A 23,675-nucleotide genomic window follows, 5' to 3' on the forward strand; every position below is an offset into this window, starting at 1 on the left:
AGGCTCAGGTGGAGTTTGTCCATGAAAAATACTATTCTCCATCTGAACCTTATTAACGTATTCTTAGAGCTTATCCCTAAGATGAATCGTTTTAGAAAATTGCTTGTTCGATTTGAGAAAACAGATGCAGCCTATTTGGGGCTTATTAAGCTTGCCTGTGCTTTTATCGCTTTCAGAAAGATTAAAATAATTTAGGGATAAGCTCTTACACTACTATTGTACATGACAAAATCCAGAACTGTTTAGTTCAGCAATTTTTCTTAAACTTTTTTATCTTCTGACTACCAGTACACATAGTAATTCCATAGGATAATAATTTTACTATAATACTTAAACACCATAATAAAGAAATACCAAACATAGTATCATAACATAAGTTCAATAGAAATAAATGCTTTCCAAAATCCCCATGTCCAGACCCTATAACTGGTAGAATAAATTGTGATGACCCTGCTGCTAAAATAAATATTAGCATTAACAGAATAAGCCTTGTAGTCTTATCTTTTCTCTTTATAAGATAAATCATTACTACACATATATATACAGTTGAAAATAAAATAAAAATATAAATATTATGATGTAACTTTGGATATCTACTTATAAGTTTTGTCCTAAATGTGTTTATATTTTTATTGGTAGAGTATTCTCCTTTAGCAAAGTTCCATTTACCTGGTATGTAAAAACTATAAGCATTCATTGCAGAATCCTGAATTTTTTGCCACATTCTATCTGGGTGTTTTAAATAAAAACACAAAATCTTTATAGGTGATATATTAGGATAGAATTGTTCCATCATATCTTTTCCTAGTGGATCCCCATTAGAATTTTTGTTATAAAAAGATTTTCCGTAAAAAACTATAAATTTTTTATTCAATCCAAGTTCCTCTAAATCTTTTTCTGGATTTTCAGAGCCTCTTAAAATGCCTGAAAAAACTGCCTGATACATATTGTTCTGATTCATTCTATCTGTCAATGAAATATAAGAGATACCACAAAGGATAAATACAACTAGTGAAGATATCATAATACACTTTCTGCATTTCTTATCTCTATAATAAATAAATAATCCTATGTACACTATAATCATAAAAACAAATAAAGGAATCTCCTGCGCCTTAGATGTCAAAAAAACTGCAGATGCTGCAAAAAAGTATACAAAGTATCTTATTTCAGGATTATTTTTAGTTATTAACATCAAATACGTTCCAATACTTAAAAAAAAGAAAACAATTGTACCTGCCTCTCCAAAAAAGGAGTTAAAATAAGATATATAAGATGTGTCTGTAAAAATTAAAATTATATAAATACCCGCTAATAATTTTAATAAAATAGAAAATCTTTTGAAACTAAGTATAAGAAATATGGATAACGTAAATATTGCTGAATATACAAATGCCAAGTATCTTATATCAAATATATTGCTGCTAAAATTATTTACAAGTAATGAAATAACTACAGCTACTTTTAGCAATATGCTTCCAGATACCCAATTTTTATAAAATAACAGGAATATTAAAAAAATATTTGGTGATGATATCAAATAATGTATATGTACAAATCCATCGTAAATTTCACTATAATTATTACATAAATTTGAGAGTCCCCCATATAAAAACAATCTCTCAAAATCTCCATTATCACATTTTCCTATAATGGGATAAATAAAAAGAGTATTTATCAATATGATAATTACAGGTATCAATATTATTATTTCTATTAAATACCTTTTCATTACATTGTATATTTTTATAAACATTTATATTTAATCTTCTCCTTTTTATCACGTGATCTCTCTAAATTAAAGGTGTAGTTAATCTCTTATAATACCATTATATTCTTAATAAGAATAATATTACAATACAAAAAGCATGAAATAGCTTATTTTATGCATGAAAAATATTTGGAATAACTTTTTCAAACATTTCTGGCTTAGTATTATCTACTTTTATATACTACCTATTGAAAAATGCATATAAATGTGTTTATAATTAGTTGTTGTACAAACTATTGATATGACAAATTTATTTTAAGGAGGTGAAAAATAATATGTTCAAATCTTATGATGAAGATATTGGAATGTTGACTAACAAAACTTCCAAAAAATTAGTACACTATTTGAATAAACAACTAAAAAAATTCCATCTGACCACTGAACAATGGCTGGTATTAATGAACTTATCCAAACAAAATAAAATAAGCCAAAAACTTTTAGCAGAAATTTCAGATAAAGATCAGTCCACATTAACCAGAATACTTGATATACTGGAAAGAAAAAATTTTATTGAAAGACATTGCTCTAAAGAAGACAGGCGCTCTTTTGCAATACATATAACACAAGATGGTGTAAACATATGTAAGAGAGTTACTCCCTTTTTAGAGGAGATATTTAAAGATATACTTTGTGATATATCTTATGATGAATTAAAAATATACCGCAAAGTTCTATTGCAGATTAACAAAAATATCAATTACACTTAAGGGGGAATCATCTTGGAAGAAGAAATTCAACCAATACCTAAAAAACTATGGACTAAAAGTTACATAGTAATGCTATTTTCAAATCTATTTATATATTTAGGATTTTACATGCTTGTACCAACTCTGCCTGCATATACAAAACTCTGTGGTGGAAGCAACTTTGAAGCAAGTCTTGTAGTAAGCACTTTCTCAATAACTTCACTGCTTATTAGACTAATTTCCGGGGGCATAATGGATAAGCTTGAAATAAAACCTTTGCTTTTAATAGGGGGAATAATCCTTAACCTGACTACACTGTCTTATATATGGCTTCCTGTGGATGCCATAATAATTGTCCGTATTATTCAAGGCATAGGCTGGGGACTTGCCTCTACCGGTGCTGCCGCTATATTTTCCGACATTATACCTAAAGAAAAACGTGGTGAAGGTATGGGATACTATTCTCTCTCTATGATAATATCCATGGCTTTGTCCCCTATGGTTGCAATAATTTTAATGAACTTATACAGTTTTAAAAATATTGCTTTTATATCAATAGCTTTAGTAATTGTGGGAATATTATTTCTTTTTCAAGTTAAAACACCTAAGAAAATTGCTTCAACCTCTAACTCAAAGAAAATTTTTTCACCAGCAGATTCCTTTGAAAAAAGAGCTGCCCTACCATCTTTACTCTGTTTTCTTCTGGTAATAACACTATGTGGCATTATGAGTTATATAATGTTATACGGTAAAGAGAGTAATATATCTTCCATTTGGGTTTATTTTATAGGATTTGTTGCAATGATCTTAATTACAAGGCCCTTTGTAGGAAGAGTATTTGATAAAAGAGGACATGTTATTATCATAATTCCAGGATCAATTTCCATGATAATAGGACTAGTAATACTATCCTATGCAAATTCCACATTACTACTTATAATATCCTCCTTATTTTATGGACTTGGATACGGTGCTGTTCAGCCCTCTCTACAAGCATGGACAGTAAACCGCTCTCCACATAATCGAAAGGGAGCTGCAAATGGAACTTTTTTATCTTCCATGGATCTATCCTACACCCTTGGAGCTATTCTTTTAAGTTTTGTTGCAGAACACAGCACTTACGCTTTTATGTATAGATTTTCTACCATATTTATATTACTGCTTTTAGTTATATACTTGTACAAAATATTTAAAAATAATACTAAAGAACAAAAATGGCAGCTTTGATTTTTCAAAGCCCCTTTTTTCCTTTTCCCTAACTAATTTACGAGAAACAAGTCATGTACTTCCTTCTTTAATTGCCTGATTAATCCAATATTTTGTCCTTGACACCTTTGTGAATATTGTATATATTATATATATACAATATTGTTAAGGAGCATAAAATTGAATATACATATTATTATAAGTAACTCAAGCGGACAGCCTATATACCAACAAATAGTATCTCAAATTAAAAACATGATTATATCAGATAAATTAAAAGGAGGAGAACCTCTTCCCTCTATGAGGCTTTTGGCAAAAGAGCTGCGCATCAGTGTAATAACTACAAAACGGGCATATGAAGAACTGGAACGTGAAGGATTTATTGTATCTATCACAGGTAAAGGAAGTTTTGTGGCCAATAAAAATACTGAATTTATAAGAGAAGAACAACTTAGAAACATTGAAAATCTTATGCATCAAATAGTTGAATCTGCAAATATCTGTGGAGTCAGTTTAAAGGAATTGATTGAAATAATGACACTAATATATAAAGGAGATTAAAAAATGGATTATGCTTTAGAAATTAAAGGAGTATCAAAAAAATATGATGGATTTAAACTAGATAATATAACCTTAAACCTACCTGCCGGCTTTATCATGGGACTCATCGGGGAAAATGGAGCAGGAAAAAGCACCCTGATTAAGTTGATTCTTGATTTGATTAATAGTGACAGTGGTACAATCAGTATTTTAGGACATGATAACAAAAAAGATATTAAACTAGTAAAAGACCATATAGGTGTTGTTATGGATGAGAGTTGTTTTCCTGAAAATTTAAGTCCCCAAAATATTAATATTATTATGAAAAATATCTATAAAACCTGGAAAGAGGATACCTTTCAGTTTTATATAAAACATTTTGATCTACCCTACAACAAAATTATAAAAGAGTATTCACGAGGTATGAAAATGAAGCTTTCAATTGCAGTTGCCCTATCCCATGACTCAAAACTCCTTATACTTGATGAAGCCACTAGTGGACTTGATCCTATAGTAAGAGATGAAATTCTAGATGTATTTCTAGAATTTATACAGAATGCAGAACATTCTATTCTCATATCATCCCATATTATAAGTGATCTAGAAAAAATCTGTGACTACATTACCTTTCTCCATAAGGGTAAAATTATATTCAGTCACATTAAAGATGAGTTAATAGAAAGTTATGGTATATTAAAATGTTCCCCTTCACAATTTGAAGCTATGGATAAATCGGCAGTGAAAGGATACCGTAAAAATAATTTTGGAGTAGAGGTACTAGTATTAAGAGATAAAATTCATGGGAAATATACCATAGATCCGCCAAATATCGAAGATATAATGCTGTATTATACAAGGGAGGCCTTATAATGAAAGGATTAATATTAAAAGATTTTATGAATTTAAAACAACAGTGGAAAGTTTGGGCTATATTTTTAATTTTTTATGGTTTTATGTCTGTATCAACTAAAAGTAATTCTATGGGAGCAATGATTATAGTAATGTGTGCCATCCTTCCTACAACATTTATGTCCTATGATGAAAAGGCCAATTGGGATAAATATGCTTTATCCATGCCTCTTTCCAGAGATGATATGGTGCTAAGTAAATATATTATAAGTATATTTTTTTTCGCAGCAGCTTTTCTTCTTAATATAGTACTTAATTTGCTCATGGGTTCAACTGAAATTGAAAAAATGCTATTTGAATCCACTATACTTTCTACCGTGGGAATTTTATATATATCCATTATTCTGCCCATATTATTTAAATACGGAGTAGAAAAGAGCAGACTAATAGTACTGATGGTATTTTTTGCACCTTGGATCATTGTAGTACTTTTTTTAAAGCTTAATATAGATGTTCCCTATAAACAAATATTTAATAAGCCTTCTCTTATCTTGCCACTAATATCAATTGTAATTTTCATAATTTCCATTTTAATATCTTTAAATATATATAAAAAGAAAGAACTGTAAATACAGTTCTTCTACTTAACCAGCATATATTCATGGATACCATGGATATATGCTATTCCCATTCCAAGAAATAAAATCAATCCAAAATACATAAATGCGAATATCCACCTTGTAGCCGGCTTCACTTCATAATAAGTTTTATCAGGATTTTTATATTGGTTAATAACTTGAAGAATTCCAAGTACAAGCAATAATAAAATAATAGGATTAAAAAACTTAAACAATGCAATTGCTGCAATAGGTATTCCTGCAATCCATAATTTAGGAGATATCGCAGACACAATTCTGCCGCCGTCAAGAGGATGCAAAGGTATAAGATTGAATAAATTCAGCATAAAACCCGTATAAGCTAGTGCCATTAAAAAATTTTCTTTAAGTGAAAAATACAATATGAAACAAATTAATGCTCCCAGACTTCCAATTAAAGGACCACCTATTGCAACTTTAGCTTCTGTTACAGCATCTTTAGGTTCTTCTTTCATACTTATTAAGGCTCCCACAAATGGAATAAAAAGAGGAAGTGTCACATCAAGTCTGACAGCTTTGGCACTTAAGTAATGTCCCATTTCGTGAACAAATAACAAAAGCACAAACCCCAGACCAAAGGCCCATCCATAGATTTTAGCATAAACCAGAATCATTAATAACATAGATATTAAAGTTGAAGCAAATTTACCTAATTTAAAAAATATTAATAAAAACTTTAGCTTAGTAAAAATAAGTATTACTATAGATTTAAGTTTTATAAGTACTGCAATAATAATTCCAATTATACCCCAAAAACCTTTTTTATCTTTCTTTCTCTTCTTATTCTTTACCACATCAGGTAAATTTTCTTTTTTAGTTTCCATATTTTCTTCAACTATATACTTTTCTATACCACCATCTACAATATACTCTTCTATGTCATTATCCTTACTCACATAAAAATTAGCATTTTCAGTTTTACCGTTATATTTGTCCATATTTCCTCCTCGCTCTTTATATTAGAGAAGTTCTCTTCAGGGCAATTGAAATCAAACTTATCAGGTATGTTATTACAGAGAGTATTACAGCAATAAGCAAAAAACCTGTTACTATAATATTATACTTTATAAAGTTAAAAGAAGCTAAATATTTGGATAAATTAAAAAAGTTAAGCAATAGTAATATGATAAATATGGCTATAAGGCCTCTGGAAGCCCCTTTTATATCTGCCATACTTAATGACATATGAGATGATATGCATACAGCTACAAACAAGAATATGTAAAAGTATATACTTTGAAAGTTTTTTGCTGAAAATATAATTTTTATTAATTCCCCATAAGAATTTACCATTATATCCATGGTACTTCCATTAATTACTGTAATATTTAATCCTTTTATCAATATACTGGTAAACTTTTCATAGGCATCAGGTATTATAATCTTCATCAACACAATAATGGAAGCAATCCCTCCAAATATAGGGGCCACGCCTATAAAAAAATTTCCTATCTGTTGATAAATACTTCCCTTATTATAACTATGCTGCACATATCCCATAACTCCCTGAGAATCTGGTTTTTGAAGCAATTTTATTCTACTGATCTTGTGCCTGAATAATAAGGCAAAAACAGCATGGCTTAATTCATGTATAGGTACTCCTATAACCCCTGTCACCATTAATGCCCTGCTTCCAAAGCTTCTCTGAAAATTTCTCATGGAATTATTTCTTAATACTCCAAGAAGTAACCCGATTAAAGTTATCATTCCTATGAGATATATGGTTTCTACAGAAGTTTTAATTAATAACTGAATTACAAACATCATTTTATATACATATCCTTCCTGACTTTATGTTATTCATTTACAACAAATTTGAACTTAGGGTATAATATTAACTATATCTATGGTACTTTTATTCTTAGAATTCCTTTATATTATTATAATATTTAGTGACGCAAAATCAAACGAAAGAAGGTATTATTAAATGAAAATTAAAGAATTGATTCACAATAAACCTAATGATATTTTTCTTATGGTAGCTGACATGGCTGAAGGAGTAACCTCTAACAATTCCCCCTACATCAAATTTACTTTTACTGATGGGAGAGATTCAATAAAAGGAGTCCTGTGGAATAAAAGTATTACAGATCTTCCCCATGTTTCATCAGGAAGCATTATTAAAATAAGAACCCTTCCCAAAACTTATAAAGGTACTCTCCAGCTCACAGTATTGCAGTGCAGAACAATTACCAAAGATGACAATATAAATATAGAGGACTTTATAAAAACTTCTCCTGTAAAGCCTTCTGATATATATAATGAACTTTTAATGAAAGTATCCAATTTTAAAAACGAGAACTTCAAAAAAATAGTTAAAAAACTCCTAGAAGATAATAGAGACAAACTTCTCTACTATCCTGCTGCAAAAACAGTTCATCATGCTATACAAGGAGGACTTTTATATCATATATACAGAATGTATAAAAGCGGAATTGCCCTTTCAGACATATATAAATATGATATAAATACAGAACTTCTTATATCAGGGATCATACTGCATGACATAGGAAAGTTAAATGAATTAGATTCCAACGAAAACGGTGTAGTAGAAGATTATTCCAAAGAAGGCAAGTTAGTTGGACACATAGTACAGGGAGTAATTATGCTCCATGATGCAGCCAGGGAATTAAATATTCCTGCAGAAGATGAAATGGTTTTGAAACATATTTTAATTTCTCATCATGGCTCAGAAGAAAACGGTTCTCCTAGAAGACCAATGATTCTGGAAGCTCAACTATTAAACAAACTAGATGAAATGGATGCTATCATATATCAATTTCAAGATACTCTTTCCAATTTGGGAGAAGGAGAATTTAGTGAAAATAAATTTTTCTTGGGAAATATACAAATATATAAGCACTACTAATCCAATCTTAGTAGTGCTTATACCTAAATATTTGCAGAATCATCCAATACATCCCTACATTCCTCGTTCTTTGAAAATTCCTTCTTTGAAAATTCACATGCTGGTATAACCTTTTTATTTTCTTCCTTGGCAAAATCAACAACACTCTTAACTAATCTCTTGCCTGCACCCTGACCCTTTAATTTTTCTGACACATAGGTATGTTCAATTGTTACTGGATTTTTATTAAAATCATCTACCACTATTTCAGCCAAAGGTTCTTTTTCTTCATATCCTATATAAAATTTATTTTTTCCTTTTCTTATCTCCATTACAATAAAACCTCCTGTATGAATTTATTATTATAATTTTATAATAATAATTATATTATTTCAATTAAACGATAAAATTACTCCCTACAATTTATGTGATAAAAAATATTTCATACTGTCTTTTTTAATTCCTTTCTATTAATCAAATTACACCATATTCCCCATATCAACGGGATTTTCTTTAGCTGTAATATCCTCTGGAAAAATACAATAGACAGCTGTAGTATTATTATCACGAGAGGAATGATACTTAGCTATAAATTCTTTAGAAAGTGCATTTTTAAAAAACCCTGGGACAAATTTATCTGCAATTAATGTAAGTATTTTGGCCTTTTCTTCTAAATTTTCTACTAGAACTGCTTTTCCAAAGATAACCACACTAAAATAAGATGTATCACATTTACAAGGAACGGAATCTTTAACTGTTCCAAACTCTTCAAAAATAGTGAAACAAACTGAAGATTTTTCTTTAAGTATACTATTTTTTTTCCCACTTCCCATACCGTGAATATATACTTTTCCATCTTCATATATATAATTTACAGGTATGGAGTAAGGCATTCCCTCCTTATCGCACATACCTAATACTCCCACTCTCTTTTGAATTAAAAAATTGTTGATTTTTTTCTCATCACTGCATATTCTGGATGTATAACTTATCCTCTCCATATTATTAGTTCCTTTCTACATAATAAGCTTCAAGTTCATCTAATAGCTTCTCCATCAACATATTGACATTATTTAAAAAATTCATTTTGGATTTAATCTCATGTTCTGATTGCACGAAGCTGCCACCTTCTTTTATCTCATCCAAACAGTTGTCTATGAGCAGTGAAATACTATCCTCAGTACTTTCCATGTGAAATTGAAGGCCTATTACATTTTTTTTATAGACAAATGCTTCATTACTACATGTTTTACTGCTGGCAATGCACTCAGCACCTTCTGGTAGTGTACTGAAAGTATCACCATGCCACTGAAAAACATAAAACTCTTTAGGAAAATCTTTAAAAAAGTCATATTTTGAAGCCATTGAATTAAAAGTAACCGAAAGCCATCCTATTTCGCGCTCTGAATTTTTAGTAACTTTTCCCCCTAAAACATCAGCTATAAGCTGTGCCCCAAGACATATACCAACCACAATTTTATTATTTTTAATAGCATCTTTAATAAACTGTTTCTCATATTTAAGCCAAGGATAATCCCCTTCTTCATAAATGTTCATAGACCCTCCCATAACCACTAGAAAATCAAACTCATCTATATGTGGAAGTACCTCATAATTATATAAATGCGTTCCTGTAAGCTTGTGCCCCTTTTTTCGTGCCCATTTTACTATACCTGCAGGGCCTTCAAAAGGCACATGCTGCAAATAGTGTATTCTTATATTAATCATTATTTATACCCTTTCTTAATGATTCTGCCAGAACCCAACAATAAGCTGGATTTGGCAAAATCTAATAAAATTTAAGATAAATCATATAATATTAAATTAATTATAAATATACCTGACCTAATTTTACCATACATTCAACACCCATTCCTTATTTTTTTTGTATTCCATATCAGTAAACAATGTATTTGCCATGGCTTCAGCAAGCCATATGGCACCTGTATATCCCATTACTGGATAACGATAAAGTCCCGCACGGTCATAAGTTGGGAAACCTACCCTCAGCATAGGAATATTATTGTCAATGGATACAAAACGACCTTTAGAATGTCCAAGAATGAGATCAAGTTCAAGTCCCTTATTTTTTATACGATCCTCCAGTTCCCATAAATCCGCATTGGTTATAATTTCCATATCGTAATCTACATTTTGCTGCAATTCCTTGATACGCGGGTCTTTTACATAAGACTTGTTGTCATCTCCCAAAAGCAGCAGTTTGGGTTTCATTTCCATATCTAAACAGAACTGGGCAAGGCCTATTACAAGATCGGCGCCACCATAAATAGCTACTTTTTTATCCGCTAAAAACATATGTGTAACATCTGTAATTGCATCAATGGCAACTCCACGCTCATGAACCAGAGATTTAGGAATTGGCTTTCCTGTGATTTTGCTCAAATTTTTTAGAAAAGTATCCGTATTACGTATACCAATAGGTGTAGGACCAATAATAGCCGGAACACCAAATTCCTTTTCCAGGTATTGAGCAGCTTGACCACCTTCATACCTGTTAAGCGCAATAGTTCCAATGGCATTAGCTGTTCCAGTCAAATCTTCAATTGTTGTATTGCCATGAGAAACTGCATTTCCATCTGGCATGAGAGGGGAATCAAAACTTTCAATTTCGAAAAGAACAGTGGCATCCACCTGCATTTCCGACAAAAGATGCTTCAGTGATGTCACATCTCCAGGATTCACCCAGCCGGTAATCAAGTTAATTTTTCCCTTAGTCTCACCTTTTTTAGCAAAGTATTTTACGAAATCTTTTACCGCAATATCGTACCCACTCACCATACTTCCAGTAAAACTTGGTGTATGAATTGGAATAAGATATACCTCCCTATCGGCAAATTTTTTCTTCAAAAGTCCTTTGTTAAGTTTATTGACAACACCATCAATATCATCACCTATTATTTCCGTGGAACAGGTTGTAATAATTGGTACAACTTTTACATGGGGATATCTCATCAAAAGCACATCTACTGCCTCTTCTACACGTTTTAAGGCACCAAATACCGCAGCATCCTCGTGTAGAGAAGAAGAGGCAAGTTCGAAACTTTCCTTGAAGTGCTGAGAGAATAGCAAACGTACGAACATAACGCAACCCTGTCCGCCATGTACTATTCCAATACAATCTTTTATCCCTATGCTAGCATACTGTGCACCACAGGGTTGGCATGTAAATATGGGATTTATAACCCCTGCACGCTCTTTTGCTTTCACTTCACAAGACATAAAAATCATTCCTTTCTAATAAAGTGGGGCTGTAAGTTCTTTATTGAGAGAACCTGTAATAGTTAAAAAATCCATGCGATCCTTGAGTCCCTGCATTAATATCTTAATTTCTGCTTTATCCATGTCAGCCAGCCAAGCATAATTGTTTTTGAAGTCATCCGCTAGACATACAGCATCTACCCAGTAGCATCTGTCATAAGAAGTATCAAGATCTAAAGATTCATCGCACAATATCTGCATAGTTTTTTTGAGTATTTCCTTATTTTGTCTTTCCCTGTCCCATGTACGGGAGTGAAATTGCCACAGACAGTTCTTCATAATATAATCAACAAGCTGTTCAATTCTATCTTTCATTACTTCCATAAATTTTACCTCCATTATAATGCCGACAGTTGTTTTTTAGATGGAAAACTTGGGTACGTCTTTTTAGACAATTCTGAAATATTATCGTATTTACCTGTGTATTCTCTCAGATAATCCGAAGAAGTTATCTCTTGGCTTAAATTTACATCAGAAATTAATCTTTGTGTTACAAATCCTGCATCTGTAGGTATTTCATCCTTGCTGATATCTAGGTAGGCTAGCTGGTGGATAGGGGAATAAATAGCATTATATATATCACGTGCAAACCTGACCCACCCTTCATATCCTTTATAAGGACCGTTGTGATATCCATGTGCATTTAAATACGGTACCCGAATTTTTTTGGCAACTTCTCCCGGACGTTTACCGGTAAAAATAACATCAGGTTTCAATGTTTCCATGGCTTCTAGTCCTTCAAGTTCATTTGGATCATCTATGGCCAGTGCACCTTCTTCACACCTGGCAATACCTTTTTCAAAATCTCCCTGATGGCCGAATTTTGAATACACAGACACTACCTCTACTCCCATTTCTTCATGAATGGCATGAGCCCAATGCCAAAGTTTTGATCCTCCGGGCCAGAGACATACCTTTTTTCCTGCAAGTCGTTCTTTGTACCAGTCAAGTTCCGGTTTCCATCTAGCAATTTCTTCATCTATAATAGCCTGAGCCCTATCTTCAATACCAAAGAATAAACCAACTTTTCTAAGTGATGCAGACAATGCTTTAAAACCATATCCGTCGATATCAAGACGGGGAATCCCGTATCTTTTTCTAAGCTCGTTGCAGATGTATTCTGCAGAACGTGCACACTCAAGTACATTTAGGTGTGCTCTATGCATACTTCTCAGGTCATCGTAAGATCCATTACCGGTAAAAGTACAAAGAACCTGAATACCCATTCTCTTAAAATAATCCATCATTACTTCTTGATCACCTTGAATGTTATATTCCCCTACATAATTAATGACATAGTCACTTTTAATTTCCGGTTCAAGGGTTCCTACTTTTTGATCAATCCAAGCAATATTGATTTTGTGATGCCCGCCGGATTGGCTGGGCCCCCCAAACCCTGGAGAGTTGCAAACAAAAATATCTACACCAGGCATTTCTTTCATAACCTTTTGAACTACAGCATTTATATCATCTCCAATGAGAGCTGAAGCACAGGTTTGGTAAATACTCATTCGTTTCATGTTTGGGAATGCCTTAAAAGCTTCAATAATATTTTGTTTTAGTAATTTTTCAGCACCAAACACAACATGTTTTTCCTTCATATCAGTGGCGTAGGTATATTTAAGTTGGAAGTTATCATTATCGCTAATATAACGCTTGGTTTGCCATGTGTCATAAGTACATCCTATAGGTCCATGGCTCATATGAATAGCATCCTTCATAGGTGTACCGATAACGTGTTTTGCTCCGCAGTATGCACAACCCCGTTCCGATATTGTTCCAGGAATTGTGTTTAGATACCCTAGTGGTAGGGCATCTGTTAAGTTCTCACCGGGACCTTTTACAACAGCATGTTTTTTTCTCTCAGGAATACACTGGCTGCATTTAAATTCATGATATGGCATAATTATTTCCTCCTTATTTTAAAAAAATTATTTTTATTAATCCTTCCATAGTGTGCATTTATCTGCTAAAACCAAAATATTACAAAGTATAATATTTAGTACACACTATTACAAATTCCAGAAAGTATAAATTTTAGATTGACAAACAATCTTTTTAAATGATAAAATGTACATGGTTAAGATTTGATGGATCTTGACTTATTTACGAGTGTATCTCTTGGTTTTTAAAACTGAAGGGATATACTTATTTGTGCTAGTTTTATAATTATTCTTATTAACAAGCTGCTATAGAATTGAGTTTGCAATAAAAAGCGGAATTAAATCTAGTTTTATTTTACAAGACTATTAAAAGTGTGCTGTAATGCTTTATGAGATGATTTTCACAGTAATTAATTTCTGTTGAATGTAAATTAACATTATCTTGAATAATAACTTGTATTAAACTATATCATAACTTTTATTAAAATACAATAGAGTTTTTGATAATTTATCAAAAAAATCTTCTTAAAATCACGAAATCGTTAATATATCTTCCGTTTTAATATCGATTTAAAACATAGGATTATACTTTATAAGTTAAATCTAATAAAAATTATACGTACAGTTCTTAAATGAGTTTAAATAAAACATATCCTCTGATTTATTTAAAGTAATCAACTATAAGTTTGTCCAAAATCTCACTTATACGCTGTATTTCTCCTTTACTAGCCCCCTTTTCTATTTTTTTATGGAGTAATTCTCTAGTTATCTCAATTTTTTTGTTTAAATTTTCTTTATAACACAAATTATCTCTCATAAACATTCTCCTTATAAAGACTAATTATTAATTCAAACTAATATTTATTATCATAATATAATTAATCTTTGTTAATTTCAATATAACTTTTGTTAATTTATAAATTTATTAATTATACTCCGCCAATTAATATAAAGTTATATTTAATATCATAAAACTATATATAATAAAAGCACCAAATAGATCTTTGGCACTTTAATTAATAAATGGAAAGGGTTATACAAAGTTTAAAATTTTTCTGGCATTTTCCCCTAATATAGCTTTTATATCTTTTTTAGATAAATTCATAGATTTAATAAGTCTTATATCCTCAGCTTGATTTCTCCATGGACAATCTGTACCAAAGAGAACTTTCTCGACCCCATGATATTTAATAAGTTTTTCTGCTCTTTCCACTCCCAACTCATGTATGGAATATGCAGTATCAAAATAAACATCTCTTCCTAATAAGTATTTTTCTACTTCATCCCAATATCTATACCCACCCATGTGAGCCGCAATAATGTTTCCACCTGGAAGTGAATCCATAACTTTTCTTATCCTTGAGGGAGTGCACTTGAACGGCTTGGTAAAGGCATGATCTACGCCTGAATGAAATAATATAATCAGTCCTGCATCAAGTATTCTTTCATATATATTCAGCATATGGGGATCATCTACATAATATCCCTGACAATCTGCATGAAATTTTACTCCTTTAAATCCATTATCCACTAACCACTTTATCTCTTCTCTCCAATCAGGGAAATCTGGATGTATTGTACCAAAGCTTTCAATTCCATCCCCTTTTGCATTTAATGACCACCTGTTCATTTTCATAGTTTGTTCAGGCTTCAATGCTATAGGCTGCATTATACTTATATCCACCCCTGCTTTTTTCATTGAATTTTTTAATTGTGTTGTAGTTCCATCAGTTACAGGTACAATACTAAATTTTTGTGAACGTGCTGCTATTGACCTTTGAGCCACTTCATCTGGAAAGCAATGTACGTGTATGTCTATTATCATGTATTATATATCACTCCTTTTATTATGACTTCTACATTTATAGACAATATTCCTTCCCTTTAAGTGACACTATACATTTTTTCACTTAAATATTCCTCAACTTTATAATACTATCTTTAAATACTTTTTAGTAGTTACAATAAAATAAATACCATATACAAAAATAAATATTACTATACTTAAGATTGCAGGCATTATTATATTGTAATTCATAAGATCACTTAACACAGACATGGCCACAGAACTGTGAACTATTCCTACTATAAGGGGAAATAAATATGAAATACCTATCTGTCTTGCAGAAGCACTATATATTTCTCTATCAGTCATTCCAATTCTCTTTAAAATGCTGTATTTTCCCTTATCTATATAAGCTTCACTTACAAGTTTGAAATATATTATACTTCCTGTGGCTATTATAAATACAAGAGCCAAAAAGGCACCAAGAAAATAAATTATCCCAAAGGTACTGTAACTTGAAGCATCCTTGCCAGAAGTAACATAAAGTGTGTCTTTTATTTCATCAATAGCTCTTAATTTTCCAGCTGTCTTTTTTATATCATCTGCCTTATTTATTTTTAATCCTGAAAAATCATATTCTTCATTCTTATTTTTAAGAAGATTATAATCCTCATCATTTAATATAAGACATTCTGTTGGTATGCCATTGCCAAACAAGGGAGTTTTATATGTTTTCTTTATAAAATAGCTTTTGCCATCTATATATGCCTTTACCTTTTCAAGATTTATAAGGCTCATTACTACTGTAGGCGTCTGAATATAAAAAGCTTCCCCTTTCAAAAGTTTTTCTTTTTCTATTTCCTTTAAATTTCTTGCCTTTAAATCCCTGCTCACTCTGATAAAATCAGAATATTTCACCACCGCTGTATCTGAATCCTCCATTTTAAATTCAGTTTTATTTTCTATATGGGGTTTTAAAACAAGAAACTTTACATTCTCCTCGAGTATTAAATTTTTATTGCTTTCTTTTAATTTATCATGCACCTTGGATTTTATTTTGCTGTTGTCCTTTGAAATATAGGAAATTTCATAGGGAGCCTGTATGTAATCTCTTATGCTAACAAAATATTTAAGAGATGACACAGTGCCATAGGAAGTCAGTGTTATAGCCACTAAAATAGCCACTGCCGCCAGGGTTCTATAATTGTTTTTTATCCTGAAAGCAATATTTGACATACTCACTATATTTACTCCCCTATAAAGTATCTTTTTTTTGTTTATCATAAATTTCATTACTACAGAACAGGCTGCTCCAAATAGCCAATAAGTTCCTATCACCACAAATACAATAGCTAAAGGCAGATTTTTTATAAAGATTGCTCCATTTCCCCATCCTGCCTTTCTGGCAAAATAATACCCTATACCTATAAATATTAAAGATAATATGCCTTTTATATAACTTACTTTAGGATAAACTTCCTCTCTTTTAGATGCATTTAAAAGATCAATAAGCCTGGTTCTTACTATATTTATATAACCCAATATTGAATTTATAAGAAAGATTATAAAAAAAGTAATAATTGTTTCCACTATTGCCTTGTAGGATATGAAAAACCTTATTTTCATATTCATTATGGCAACTTTGGCCAGCATCATAAGAAATAATTTACAAAACATAATTCCAAGGAGTAATCCTACTATAATTGCTGTAACCCCCATAAAAATAAATTCTATGGAATATATAAGGGCAATTTCAGAATTTGTAACTCCCATAAAAGCATAAATGCCTATTTCCCTTTTTCGTTGGTTCAAAAAAAATGAACTGGAGAACCACACAAAAAATATGATGAATAAAAGAAGAAGGTATGCTACTACCGTAGAAGTTCCTTTAATATATTGTGTAAATTCCTTTGCTCTTTCAAAATCAGGATTATATTTTAAGGCAACGAAATTATAATATACCAGTACAGAAAATATCATAGACATTATATAAAGCCCATAAACTTTTATGTTCCTTTTAAAATTGCCAAAAGCAATACCAAGAGAATTCATTAATAATCCCCCTCTTTGTCATTTCCTACATAATAATCCAAGCCAGTACTCATAGAAGAAACCATATCCATAATCCTATGAAAGAATTCCTTTCTGTCCCTATTCTTATCTAGTGTTGCATGAATTTTTCCATCCTTTATAAACATTATTCTTCTACAGTAGCTGGCAGCAAAGGCATCATGTGTTACCATTATTATGGTTGTTTTATATTTTTTATTCATATCTGTAAGACATCTTAGAAGTTCTGCCGCAGATTTTGAATCAAGAGCACCTGTAGGTTCATCTGCAAATACTACAGAAGGCATTGTCATAAGGGCTCTTGCCGCTGCCACTCTCTGCTTTTGTCCCCCGGATAGTTGATAGGGATATTTATTTAAGTGTTCTTTAAGTCCTAAAAAATCTGATATTTCATTTACTTTTCTTATTATTTCACTATATTCCGCCTTTGAAAGTGCAAGGGGAAGAGCTATATTATCCTGAACCGACATATTATCTAAAAGATTAAAATCTTGAAATATGAAACCTATCTTATTTTTCCTAAAGCTTGCCAAAGCCTTGCCTTTAACCTTTGACATATCCTTTCCCTCAAAATAGTAATCTCCACTAGTAGCACCGTCAATGGTAGAAATAATATTAAGCAAAGTAGTCTTTCCTGCCCCGGAAGGCCCCATTATGCCAAGAAATTCTCCTTTTTCCACCTGTAAGTCAATTCCACTTAAAGCAGTAAAAGACATGGATTTTGAACCATAAATTTTCTTTAAATTTTTCGTCTCTATAACTATACTCATTTAAAAATCCTCCTTTTTAAAAGCTCAGTGTTATTTTACTCCTTGACTTTACAGTCTTCCATTGAATTTAAATTACATTTTCCCTTTTAACATTACATTTTTGTCACGTTAAAATAATCGGATAGTTTATAAAAACATATAATAAATTCCGCTCCATTTCCCACTTCTGATTCAACCTTTAATTGATGATTTAAGTTGTCTATTATTTTTTTTGAGAGATACAACCCCATTCCCGTAGATTTTCCAAATTTTCTCCCGTTGTCTCCAGTAAAACCCTTGTCAAATATTCTCCTTATGTCCTTTTCTTCTATGCCAATTCCATTATCTTTAATATGAAGTATTACCTCCTTCTCATTTTCCTCTCCCCATATATCTATTTTTCCGCCTTCATACACATATTTACAGCTGTTGTTTATAATTTGATCTATGATATAGGAAATCCATTTTCTATCCGTTATTACATTAAAATTTATATCTTTGAAATTTAAATTTATTTTTTTTCTTATAAAAAGTGACATATTTTCCTTTACTACATTTTTAACAATTTTTCCTATATTGACTTCACAGGGTTGGAAATCCTCTGAAAAATTTGAAGTTCTACTTATGTAAAGTACCTGATTTACAAGAAATTTTATTCTGTCTATTTCAAGTCTCAATTGCTCGGATATATCTGTTTCCTCCATCTTGTCTAATATAAGTTCACATACAGATAAAGGTGTTTTTACTTCATGAATCCATTTTGTTATGTAATCATTAACTTCATCTAATTTATCCCTTATTCCCTGACTCTCTTCATTTCTCTCCTTATCTTTAATTTTTAAAATTTCCTTTATAAGCCAGGTTTCAAATATATAATTTTCCTCCACATTTAAGGTTATTTCCTCCCCTTTAATTACAGATTCATATATTTCCTCATAATTATATTTCCACTTTTTATAATCAACAAATATAAAAAATAATGATATAGCTATAATCAAAAAATCCATGTAAACTATATCATAAAACGATTCGCCAAAAGACTTACTGCTGTATAATATTAGATTTACTACAGTAAAAATGCAGAGAAAATATATTATTTTAAAAAGAGAGTTTTTTATATAAGTCACTATACTCATGATATTTCATACCCACGTCCTTTTTTTGTTTTTATAAAATCATAAAGTCCTATATCTTTTAGTCTTGCACGAAGTCTATTAATATTTACTGTAAGGGTGTTGTCACTTATAAAATTATCATCATCCCAAAGTGTTCTCATTATTCTCTCTCTAGATATGGTTTTTCCATTATTTTTCATTAAAAGTAACATTATCTTAAATTCATTTTTTGTAAGTTCAATTTCTCTTTCACCATAGGACAACATTTTATATGTTAAATTTAATATCACTCCATTATGCTCTAATAATTCATAATCTTCTTCTCCATAGGAATAGGATCTTCTTATAAGTGCACTTATTTTGGCAATCAAAACATCCATGGAAAAAGGTTTGGTTATATAATCGTCTGCCCCCATGTTTACAGCCATAATAATATCCATATTGCTATCTCTTGAAGAAAGAAATATAATGGGGCACTTTGATATTTCCCTTATTTTATTACACCAATGAAAGCCATCAAAATAAGGTAGATTAATATCCATTAAAACTAAATGAGGCTTATTTTTAATGAATTCAGTAAGAATATTTGAATAATTTATTACTCCATGGGCATGGAATCCCCATTTAACCAACATTTCTGTAATGTTATCCAAAAGTGACTTATCGTCTTCAATTACCATTATTTTATACATATATTAATTTACCCTCCTAAATTAATAGAATTATATGCCACCTTATACTTTGATTTTACCACAGTCTGCTAAAAACCATCTCTTAAATATTAGACAATCTTTTTTTTACCCCTACTTATATGATAAAATTGTATGGAAAAGTACTACACATAAGGAGGTTTTTATATTTATGGTAAAAGAAATATTGCTTCTTGGAAATGAGGATTTATATAAAAAAAGTTCACCAGTGGAAAGAAAGGATATTGATTTAATAAAGCAAACCATTTCTAATTTACATGATACCTTAATGGATTTTAGAGAAAAATACAACGCAGGCAGGGCAATTGCTGCCCCTCAAATTGGCGTATTCAAAAGACTCATATACATGTACATTGAAAAACCTATAGTTTTCATAAATCCCATACTCAATTTTACCGACAAGGAAATGATGGTAGTAGTAGATGACTGCATGTCCTTTCCTAATCTTTTAGTAAAGGTAAGACGTTTTAAAAACTGTACAGTAACCTATAGGGATATGGAGTTTAAAGAAAATTCCATAAAATTTCAAGGAGATCTTTCAGAACTTATACAACATGAATATGATCACTTAGATGGCATACTTGCTACCATGAGAGCCCTAGACAATAAATCTTTTTATTTAAAATAGCTTCTACATAATTTTTTATGGTAATTTAATTATATATGGGTGGAAGCTCATTTTTATTTTTTTGACAATCCTTTATGGAAACTTGAAGCTCTCTTTTTTCATTTACAGAGGCAAAAAATACCTCATGTATACTTTCAACATTTAGTTTTTTAAGCTGGGAATACAGCCAATTTTTTGTAAGTTCCATATCTTCCATGGTAACAGCTGACTTGCTGTCCTTTTTCAGTACAGATCTCTTTCCATTTGATTCAATAATGCCAAGATGTATTTCGCTTATATCAAAAATACTCTGCTGACGCATCATTTCAAGTATATTATCTATGGAGTAGCGTATCCTCTTTAAATTATTGACTATAAATCTCCCATCTTAAATAATTATGGTAGGTTCAAAAGTAATCAAACGACCAATTTTCCTGTGATTTATTATAACGCCTGATACTATCCTCTGAAAAAGAGCTATTGCAATAACTACAGATGCTGTATGCATATGAGATATTTTAGTGTCTGATATATCTACCCCCACAAGTGCCCCTAAAATAATTATAACTAAAAAATCAAAAACAAGAATTTCACTTATAGAACACTTCCCCATCCAGAGAATAACTAGAAGCATTATATGATAAAAAGCATCCAACTGAAACAAGTGTTAGATGCTTTCATTAACCTAATATTACTCTTTAATTCCTGTATAAATTAAAACGGCCTCTCTTAAAAATTCCGCTGTTCCAGGCTGCTTTCTATCATAATATGCCTTAAACCTGCTATCTTCCACATACATTTTGGCAAGAGATGCATGGGCTTTTTTACTGTAATTTCCCCAGTAAAAACTTATCCACCTGGCATGCATCCCTGCGGCCTTTTGAGCCAGTTCTCCAGAAGCATCACCTGTCCTATAGGCTTTATCTAAAGTTTCAAGAATTTCTCCTTCAAGTTTGGTAACTTCTTCATATTCTTTCTGGGTCATATTTTTTAGCCTGTTATTTGACTTATCTACCACGTCATTCCCATACTTGTTTCTGATTTCTTCTCCATACAATTTTTCATTATCATAAATAAGTTTTTCTTTAAAACCTTGAAATTTCTCACTGTCATTCATTTTAATTCTCCCTTCCATGGATTCAATTGTCTTCTCCACATTGGAAATCAATAAATCCAACTGCATTCTTTTCTCAAGAAGTTTATTATGATGTTTTTTAAGTGCTTTTGTCCTATCAAAATAGGGGGAATCCATAATACTTTTAATAGTATCTAGTTTTATTTGAAATTCCCTGTAAAAAAGTATTTGTTGTAGTCTATCTACTTCTTTTTCCCCATATATACGATACCCAGATGAATTTATTCTAGCAGGCTTTAAGATTCCAATTTCATCATAATACCTAAGTGTCCGTGCACTGACACCTGACATAATAGCCAACTTCTGCACTGTATACTCCATAACTTCACCTCCTGACAATTCAACTATAAACCTATACGCAGCGTTAATGTCAATAGATATCTGTATAGAAATATCTTATTTTAAATTATTTGATGACCACATATATCCACTTCAGGGTTTTCATTGTCATTACATCTTTTACTGTAAAGTTTAAAATATTCTACTACTTTTTCCACCTCTTTAAATTTGGAAGGACATTTTTCATAAGAGATCGTGCCTCCCCTTCTGCCATACCTTCCTCCTTCATAAAAGGAACACAAACCTCAATCATTTCTTCCATAGTCAAGTTTGGCTGTCTAAACTCTCCATTTTCATAGCAATACATACAATATTCATAGTTTTTCTTATTATTTGCTTCACTGGCATAAAACTCCTCACTTAAAGGCATTCCACAACTCTGGCAATATTTCTGTTCCATAATATATTTCCCCTTTCATATTTGGTATCTACATTATATAAAACAGCTTTGCCATCATTATGTCATGTTTGAATTTATTTATACATATCAATTATCTTTTTGCACTTTTCTTTTATAATTCTCCTTATATGCTCCGGTGTCAATACTTCCACATACTCACCATAACTCAATATCATAGAATATATCCAGCTATCTTCTATAACTTCCGTCTTTACTATAACACTTCCGTCTTCAAGAAATGTCATCTCCTCTTCATGGAAATAATCCTGTATTCTATATCTTACTTTTTCTGAAAATTTAAGTGAAAGTATTATAGGATATTTTTCAGTATTTTCACCACCTATATATTCCCTGTAGCAAACTCGCTCCCTTGAAATTCCCTTGTGTAAAATCTCTAATCCATCCATTCTGGTTAGTTTGAATATTCTATAATCACCTTTTAAAAGGCAAAAAGAAAAAATATACCAGGAAAATCCCTTAAATACAAGAGTAACAGGTTCTGCTTCCCTTAAAAGATATTCTCCTTTTGAATTTCTATATTTAAAACTTATGCACCTGTTTTCCCTTAAGGCTTTATATATAATTTTATATTTTACATCTTCACTTTCACACTTTTTGAATCCCCAGGGCAGTGTATCTATAAAAATTTGTTTAAAATGCATGTCAACTTCACTTTTTCTGCTAGATGGTATTATATTCTTCATTTTTTCCAAAGTAATTTCTACATTTTTATTATTTAATACCCCGGTTATATTGTTTAATGCTTCCACTATGGAGATCATATCCTCCAGTGCAAGGAATTGATGATTTATTTTATAGTTCTCTAAAATATAAAATCCCCCATTATTTCCTTGTTTTGAAGCTACGGGAATCCCCGCCATGTTAATTGCATCTATGTCCCTGTAAATAGTTCTTATGGAAACCTCAAATTTTTTAGACAATTCCGCAGCAGATATTTTATCTCTATTTAAAAGCATAACTATAATTGCCAATAATCTGTTTATTTTCATAAAAGTGAAACCTCATTTTCCTCAGTTTATTATCTT

28 protein-coding genes are annotated in these 23,675 nt (G+C 31.1%); 8 read left to right on the plus strand and 20 right to left on the minus strand.

Annotated features, from left to right (window positions below; translation table 11 throughout):
• Positions 1–21: 21 nt before the first annotated feature.
• Positions 22–195 carry a hypothetical protein gene (locus tag V7Q02_RS15935; RefSeq protein ID WP_442882160.1) on the plus strand — a complete coding sequence of 58 codons (174 nt, stop codon included), beginning with the start codon at positions 22–24 and terminating at the stop codon, positions 193–195.
• Between the two features lie 52 nt (positions 196–247).
• On the opposite strand, the gene wsfD is transcribed toward V7Q02_RS15935, so the two are convergent.
• Positions 248–1,732, minus strand: coding sequence for a glycan biosynthesis hexose transferase WsfD (gene wsfD / locus V7Q02_RS08320; RefSeq protein ID WP_333860546.1), 1,485 nt, complete (start codon positions 1,730–1,732; stop codon positions 248–250).
• Between the two features lie 314 nt (positions 1,733–2,046).
• Between wsfD and V7Q02_RS08325 the strand changes: the two genes are divergently transcribed.
• From V7Q02_RS08325 to V7Q02_RS08345, 5 genes are all read left to right on the plus strand, one after another.
• A complete protein-coding gene (locus V7Q02_RS08325) occupies positions 2,047–2,478 on the plus strand; it encodes a MarR family winged helix-turn-helix transcriptional regulator (RefSeq protein WP_333860547.1) in 432 nt (143 codons plus the stop codon).
• Between the two features lie 12 nt (positions 2,479–2,490).
• Positions 2,491–3,684 (plus strand): MFS transporter, encoded by a 1,194-nt coding sequence (locus V7Q02_RS08330; protein WP_333860548.1) that lies wholly within the window; start codon positions 2,491–2,493, stop codon positions 3,682–3,684.
• A gap of 165 nt (positions 3,685–3,849) precedes the next feature.
• Entirely contained in the window at positions 3,850–4,224 is a 375-nt protein-coding gene (locus V7Q02_RS08335) for a GntR family transcriptional regulator (protein ID WP_333860587.1), read from the plus strand.
• 3 nt (positions 4,225–4,227) lie between these two features.
• Entirely contained in the window at positions 4,228–5,073 is an 846-nt protein-coding gene (locus V7Q02_RS08340; RefSeq protein ID WP_333860549.1) for an ABC transporter ATP-binding protein, read from the plus strand.
• On the plus strand, positions 5,073–5,681 hold the full coding sequence (locus tag V7Q02_RS08345; protein ID WP_333860550.1) for an ABC-2 transporter permease: 609 nt from the start codon (positions 5,073–5,075) through the stop codon (positions 5,679–5,681). The genes V7Q02_RS08340 and V7Q02_RS08345 overlap by 1 nt, the downstream gene beginning before the upstream one ends.
• Before the next feature lie 11 nt (positions 5,682–5,692).
• On the opposite strand, the gene V7Q02_RS08350 is transcribed toward V7Q02_RS08345, so the two are convergent.
• Together V7Q02_RS08350 and V7Q02_RS08355 are read right to left on the minus strand one after the other, a co-directional pair.
• Complete coding sequence (locus V7Q02_RS08350; RefSeq protein ID WP_333860551.1) at positions 5,693–6,646, minus strand: site-2 protease family protein; 954 nt, start codon at positions 6,644–6,646, stop codon at positions 5,693–5,695.
• Between the two features lie 16 nt (positions 6,647–6,662).
• Entirely contained in the window at positions 6,663–7,475 is an 813-nt protein-coding gene (locus V7Q02_RS08355; protein WP_333860552.1) for a hypothetical protein, read from the minus strand.
• Positions 7,476–7,635: 160 nt separating this feature from the next.
• On the opposite strand from V7Q02_RS08355, the gene V7Q02_RS08360 reads away from it, so the two are divergent.
• Positions 7,636–8,577 carry a 3'-5' exoribonuclease YhaM family protein gene (locus V7Q02_RS08360; RefSeq protein ID WP_333860553.1) on the plus strand — a complete coding sequence of 314 codons (942 nt, stop codon included), beginning with the start codon at positions 7,636–7,638 and terminating at the stop codon, positions 8,575–8,577.
• Positions 8,578–8,600: 23 nt separating this feature from the next.
• Here the strand turns inward: V7Q02_RS08360 and V7Q02_RS08365 are convergent, their stop codons facing one another.
• The 12 genes from V7Q02_RS08365 to V7Q02_RS08420 all read right to left on the minus strand — a co-directional run bounded on the left by V7Q02_RS08365 (position 8,601) and on the right by V7Q02_RS08420 (position 20,130).
• Positions 8,601–8,888: a GNAT family N-acetyltransferase gene (locus V7Q02_RS08365; RefSeq protein ID WP_333860554.1), complete on the minus strand. Its 288-nt coding sequence runs from the start codon at positions 8,886–8,888 to the stop codon at positions 8,601–8,603.
• Positions 8,889–9,035: 147 nt separating this feature from the next.
• Positions 9,036–9,557, minus strand: a complete 522-nt coding sequence (locus V7Q02_RS08370; RefSeq protein WP_333860555.1) for a pyridoxamine 5'-phosphate oxidase family protein — start codon at positions 9,555–9,557, stop codon at positions 9,036–9,038.
• Between the two features lie 4 nt (positions 9,558–9,561).
• Entirely contained in the window at positions 9,562–10,284 is a 723-nt protein-coding gene (locus tag V7Q02_RS08375; RefSeq protein WP_333860556.1) for a type 1 glutamine amidotransferase, read from the minus strand.
• A gap of 123 nt (positions 10,285–10,407) precedes the next feature.
• Positions 10,408–11,796: a Fe-only nitrogenase subunit beta gene (gene anfK / locus V7Q02_RS08380; RefSeq protein ID WP_333860557.1), complete on the minus strand. Its 1,389-nt coding sequence runs from the start codon at positions 11,794–11,796 to the stop codon at positions 10,408–10,410.
• Between the two features lie 15 nt (positions 11,797–11,811).
• Entirely contained in the window at positions 11,812–12,159 is a 348-nt protein-coding gene (gene anfG, locus V7Q02_RS08385; protein ID WP_333860558.1) for a Fe-only nitrogenase subunit delta, read from the minus strand.
• Between the two features lie 14 nt (positions 12,160–12,173).
• Entirely contained in the window at positions 12,174–13,739 is a 1,566-nt protein-coding gene (anfD, locus tag V7Q02_RS08390; RefSeq protein ID WP_333860559.1) for a nitrogenase iron-iron protein, alpha chain, read from the minus strand.
• A 640-nt stretch (positions 13,740–14,379) separates the two neighbouring features.
• Entirely contained in the window at positions 14,380–14,535 is a 156-nt protein-coding gene (locus V7Q02_RS08395; protein ID WP_333860560.1) for a Spo0E family sporulation regulatory protein-aspartic acid phosphatase, read from the minus strand.
• Between the two features lie 216 nt (positions 14,536–14,751).
• Positions 14,752–15,543 carry an amidohydrolase family protein gene (locus tag V7Q02_RS08400; protein ID WP_333860561.1) on the minus strand — a complete coding sequence of 264 codons (792 nt, stop codon included), beginning with the start codon at positions 15,541–15,543 and terminating at the stop codon, positions 14,752–14,754.
• 102 nt (positions 15,544–15,645) lie between these two features.
• Positions 15,646–17,556 carry an FtsX-like permease family protein gene (locus V7Q02_RS08405; protein WP_333860562.1) on the minus strand — a complete coding sequence of 637 codons (1,911 nt, stop codon included), beginning with the start codon at positions 17,554–17,556 and terminating at the stop codon, positions 15,646–15,648.
• Positions 17,556–18,344 carry an ABC transporter ATP-binding protein gene (locus V7Q02_RS08410; RefSeq protein WP_333860563.1) on the minus strand — a complete coding sequence of 263 codons (789 nt, stop codon included), beginning with the start codon at positions 18,342–18,344 and terminating at the stop codon, positions 17,556–17,558. The genes V7Q02_RS08405 and V7Q02_RS08410 overlap by 1 nt, the downstream gene beginning before the upstream one ends.
• A gap of 92 nt (positions 18,345–18,436) precedes the next feature.
• Entirely contained in the window at positions 18,437–19,459 is a 1,023-nt protein-coding gene (locus tag V7Q02_RS08415) for a sensor histidine kinase (RefSeq protein WP_333860564.1), read from the minus strand.
• Positions 19,456–20,130, minus strand: coding sequence for a response regulator transcription factor (locus V7Q02_RS08420; RefSeq protein ID WP_333860565.1), 675 nt, complete (start codon positions 20,128–20,130; stop codon positions 19,456–19,458). The genes V7Q02_RS08415 and V7Q02_RS08420 overlap by 4 nt, the downstream gene beginning before the upstream one ends.
• A 169-nt stretch (positions 20,131–20,299) precedes the next feature.
• Here V7Q02_RS08420 and V7Q02_RS08425 point away from each other — a divergent pair, with 169 nt between their 5' ends.
• Positions 20,300–20,776: a peptide deformylase gene (locus tag V7Q02_RS08425; RefSeq protein WP_333860566.1), complete on the plus strand. Its 477-nt coding sequence runs from the start codon at positions 20,300–20,302 to the stop codon at positions 20,774–20,776.
• A 25-nt stretch (positions 20,777–20,801) separates the two neighbouring features.
• Here V7Q02_RS08425 and V7Q02_RS08430 read toward each other — a convergent pair whose 3' ends face one another.
• The 5 genes from V7Q02_RS08430 to V7Q02_RS08450 all read right to left on the minus strand — a co-directional run bounded on the left by V7Q02_RS08430 (position 20,802) and on the right by V7Q02_RS08450 (position 23,639).
• Positions 20,802–21,131: a YetF domain-containing protein gene (locus tag V7Q02_RS08430; RefSeq protein WP_333860588.1), complete on the minus strand. Its 330-nt coding sequence runs from the start codon at positions 21,129–21,131 to the stop codon at positions 20,802–20,804.
• 12 nt (positions 21,132–21,143) lie between these two features.
• Positions 21,144–21,419: a hypothetical protein gene (locus tag V7Q02_RS08435; protein ID WP_333860567.1), complete on the minus strand. Its 276-nt coding sequence runs from the start codon at positions 21,417–21,419 to the stop codon at positions 21,144–21,146.
• Positions 21,420–21,446: 27 nt separating this feature from the next.
• Positions 21,447–22,211: a MerR family transcriptional regulator gene (locus V7Q02_RS08440; protein ID WP_333860568.1), complete on the minus strand. Its 765-nt coding sequence runs from the start codon at positions 22,209–22,211 to the stop codon at positions 21,447–21,449.
• Between the two features lie 163 nt (positions 22,212–22,374).
• Positions 22,375–22,629 carry a zinc ribbon domain-containing protein gene (locus tag V7Q02_RS08445; protein WP_333860569.1) on the minus strand — a complete coding sequence of 85 codons (255 nt, stop codon included), beginning with the start codon at positions 22,627–22,629 and terminating at the stop codon, positions 22,375–22,377.
• Positions 22,630–22,703: 74 nt separating this feature from the next.
• Positions 22,704–23,639 (minus strand): helix-turn-helix transcriptional regulator, encoded by a 936-nt coding sequence (locus tag V7Q02_RS08450; RefSeq protein WP_333860570.1) that lies wholly within the window; start codon positions 23,637–23,639, stop codon positions 22,704–22,706.
• Positions 23,640–23,675: the final 36 nt, after the last annotated feature.

The organism is Clostridium sp. (assembly GCF_036781005.1).
Lineage (GTDB): Bacteria > Bacillota > Clostridia > Clostridiales > Clostridiaceae > Clostridium_B.